The sequence below is a fragment of the Microcoleus sp. B4-D4 genome, from assembly GCF_036705185.1.
Taxonomy (GTDB): domain Bacteria; phylum Cyanobacteriota; class Cyanobacteriia; order Cyanobacteriales; family Microcoleaceae; genus Microcoleus.
In genome coordinates this window covers 82,956-87,297 of sequence record NZ_JAUBTX010000029.1, presented here as the reverse complement: position 1 = coordinate 87,297, position 4,342 = coordinate 82,956, and the positions used below count along the sequence as shown (strand labels likewise).

Below are 4,342 nucleotides of genomic sequence, written 5' to 3'. Positions count from 1 at the left end.
TCTTACACGTTGTCTACGCCGAACGCGAGTCAAAGTCTTTTGAGGTAAGGGTTTTAGGCTTATTCAGCAAGCCCTATTTAAATGTCGATCGCCTGTTATGTTCCAGCAAGGTCGCATTTGCGATCGGCTTCTTCTCTTCAGGTGCAGACTACTTACAAACTTTAAAAATATTTAAACTCAATTTCTGAGAATTTTTTCTTACAAACTACCAACTGGAAACTGAGTAATTTTGACTGTACAGGACAAAAATTAACAGGTAATCAACCATGAATAAGCAAATTATTTTTGTAGACTCCTCCGTACAAGATTATCAAAGCCTGAGCGAAAGCGCCAATGGCGCTCAAGTTTTCATTTTAAGTGAAAACTTAAGCGGTATCGAACAAATTACCAATACCTTAGCTAATCTCAGCGATATAAAATCAATTCATATCCTCTCTCACGGCAGCCCCGGTAACTTAATTCTCGGCTCAGAAACCATAAACAATCAAAACTTACCCCAATTATGCCACAAAATTAAACAGTGGGGTAAAGCCTTAACAAAAAATGCCGACATCCTCCTCTACGGATGTGATGTCGCCGCCACAGAAACCGGATTACAATTCATCCAAAAACTGCATCAACTAACAGGCGCAAACATCGCCGCATCCAAGAACAAAACCGGAAACCGAGCCGCCGGAGGAGACTGGGAACTAGAAGTAAAAATCGGCAACATAGAAACCCAACCCCTGAACGTTCCCAATTACAGCTACACCCTAGCACCAACAGGGGCGGCAGATAACAAAGCCTTACTCGTCAGCGGCACACCCACTTCCACCCAGATCGATGTTTTAGCCAACGACACGGGAACGGGCAGACTGAACGTCCAAAGCATCGCCATCCCCCCCACCAACGGCACAGCTATTATTAATGACGGGATTTATGTAGGCGGCTTTTTCACCAATATCGGCGGCGTTGCACGCAACTCTATCGCTCGGTTGAATAGCGATGGGACAGTAGATCCCATCTTTGACCCGAATGCGGATATGGATGTCTATGCGATCGCGATCGACAGCAGCGGCAACCCCTATGTGGGCGGCAACCCCTATGTGGGCGGCAGTACCCGCAACTATATCGCCAAATTAGACCCCACCACAGGTGCCGCCGATGCCACCTTTGACCCCAATGTGAATGGTGCTGCTATTGTCTATACGATCGCGATCGACAGCAGCGACAACCCCTATGTGGGCGGCTTTTTCACCAACATCGGTGGCAGTACCCGCAACAATATCGCCAAATTAAACCCCACCACAGGTGTCGCCGATCCCACCTTCAACCCCAATGCGGATATGGATGTCCGTGCGATCGCGATCGACAGCAGCGGCAACCCCTATGTGGGCGGCAACTTCACCAACATCGGCGGCATTGCCCGCAACCGAATCGCCAAATTAAACCCCTTCACAGGTGTCGCCGATGCCAACTTTGACCCCAATGCGGATAATCTTGTCCGTGGGATAGCCACAGACAGCAGCGGCAACCCCATAGTGGTGGGCTTTTTCACCAACATCGGTGGGAGTGCCCGCAACTATATCGCCAAATTAAACCCCACCACAGGTGCCGCCGATGCCACCTTCAACCCCAATGCGGATAGTGGTGTCTTTGCGATCGCCACAGACAGCAGCGGCAACCCCATAGTGGGCGGCTTTTTCAACAACATCGGTGGGAGTGCCCGCAACTATATCGCCAAATTAAACCCCACCACAGGTGCCGCTGATCCCACCTTTGACCCCAATGCGAATAATCTTGTCCGTGCGATCGCCCTAGACAGCAGCGGCAACCCCATAGTGGGCGGTGACTTCAACAACATCGGGGGCAGTTTCCGCAACTATATCGCCAAATTAAACCCCACCACAGGTGCCACCGATGCCACCTTCAGCCCGAATGCGAATGGTCTTGTCCGTGCGATCGCGATCGACCCCAAAAGAGACATCCTCTACACCCCCAACGCCAACTTCAACGGCGTTGACACCTTCACCTACACAGCCAACGACAGCACCGGCCCCAGCACCCCCATCACCGTCAGCGTCCTCGTCAACAACTCCCCCGTTTTAGACAACAGCGGCACGCCAACCCTCAACCCCCAAAACCAAGGCGACAGCGCCAGTACAGGCACACTAATCTCCGCCATTATCAGCAGCAGCGCAGGCATCACAGATCCCAACGCCAGCGCCAACCAAGGCATCGCCATCAATGCCCTAGACACCACCAACGGCACTTGGCAATACACCACTGACGGCGGCACAACCTGGACAAACGCCCCAGCCGTTTCAGCCACCAACGCCTTACTCTTAGCCAGCGAACCCAACACCCGCATCCGATTTGTCCCTAACGCAGCTTATAACGGCACTGTTACCAACGCCATCACCTTTGCCGCCTGGGATCGAATTACAGGCACCAACGGCGCTACAGCAGACTACACCACAGACTTAGCCACCAACACCACATCCAGCGTTTTCAGCATTGCCACCGAAACCGCCGACATTACAATCAACCCCGTACCTACCATCACCAATGTTACGGCCACAACAGCAGACGGCACTTACGGCATCAGTCAAAACATCGACATCACCGTTCAATTCTCTCAAATAGTCAACGTCACAGGCACACCGCAACTTGCTTTAGCCGGTGCAACCCCCACGGCCAATTACCTCTCAGGAACAGGCAGCAACACATTAACATTCCGGTACGCAGTAGCAGCAGGAGATACAAATGCAGACCTAGATTATCTTTCCACAACTGCCTTATCTCTAAGCGGCGGAACTATCAAGAATGCCGCCACTACTGATGCCGTTTTAACATTACCAACACCCGCAGCCGCCAACTCATTAGGCGCGAATAAAGCAATAGTAATTGATACTGCTATACCAACTATTAACAGCATCACCTCCCCCACAACTGATGGCACATACACAGTTGGTCAAGTCATTCCCATTACTGTTACTTTCAGCAAACCCATCACCGTCACAGGCACACCGCAACTAACCTTAGCCACAGGAGGTGCAGGCAGCCCCATCAACTTTGCCTCTGGTAGCGGTACTAACACCCTCACTTTTAATTACACAGTAGCAGCAGGAGATACAAATGCAGACCTAGATTATCTTTCCACAACTGCCTTATCTCTAAGCGGCGGCACAATTCAAGATGCTGCTAGCAACAATGCGGTTTTAACATTACCAACACCCGCAGCCACTAACTCATTAGGCGCGAATAAAGCAATAGTAATTGACGCTGCTGCACCAACTATTAACAACATCACCTCCCCCACAACTGATGGCACATACACAGTTGGTCAAGTCATTCCCATTACTGTTACTTTCAGCAAACCCATCACCGTCACAGGCACACCGCAACTAACCTTAGCCACAGGAGGTGCAGGCAGCCCCATCAACTTTGCCTCTGGTAGCGGTACTAACACCCTCACTTTTAATTACACAGTAGCAGCAGGAGATACAAATGCAGACCTAGATTATCTCTCAACTGCGGCCCTGGCACTCAACGGCGGCACAATTCAAGATGCTGCTACCAACAATGCCGTTTTAACATTACCAACACCCGCCGCCACTAACTCATTAGGCGCGAATAAAGCAATAGTAATTGACGCTGCTGCACCAACCGTCACCATCAATCAAGCAGTAGCACAAACCGACCCAACTGCAACTTCACCAATTAATTTTACCGTCACCTTTAGCGAACCAGTCACCGGTTTCGATGCTACCGATATCGACTTAAGTACAAGTACAGCAACGGGAACATTAACACCAACCATCACAGGTAGCGGCCCGGTTTACACAGTTGCAGTCAACGGTATCACAGGTAGTGGCAATGTGGTTGCTAGCATCAAAGCTAATGGCGTTACCGATGCAGCAGGCAATAACAATACTGTCAGTACAAGTACGGATAATAGTGTCACTTACAACGCGCCTGCACCAGAAATTCAAGTATTAGACGGCACAACAGATATAGTTGATGGTACAACAAGTGCGATCGACTTTGGTAGTGTCACAGTTGGCGCCACTCTCAACAAAACCTTTACCGTCAAAAATCTCGGTACAGCAGTTTTAAACCTCAGCAACCTTACCTTACCAACCGGATTTAGCATAGTCGGAAATTTACCTGCAACTGTCGCCGCCGGCGCGAGTGCAAATGTGCAAGTTCAAGTAGATACAGCCACAGCCGGAAATAAATCAGGTACGTTGCAATTTGTCAATGATGACAGCGATGAAAATCCCTTTGATTTCCCGATTTCAGCATCAGTCACAGCTACACCATTACCAGAAATCCAAGTATTAGACGGCACAACGGATAT

Annotated in this window: 2 protein-coding genes; both read left to right on the top strand. The window is 49.9% G+C overall.

Going from position 1 to position 4,342, the window contains the following annotated elements; all coding sequences use genetic code 11:
• On the top strand, positions 1-188 hold a 188-nt coding region (locus QUB13_RS20245; RefSeq protein WP_333383958.1), incomplete at its 5' end, for a hypothetical protein.
• A gap of 78 nt (positions 189-266) precedes the next feature.
• Positions 267-4,342: DUF4347 domain-containing protein (locus tag QUB13_RS20240; RefSeq protein WP_333383957.1), on the top strand; the 4,076-nt coding region annotated here is incomplete at its 3' end.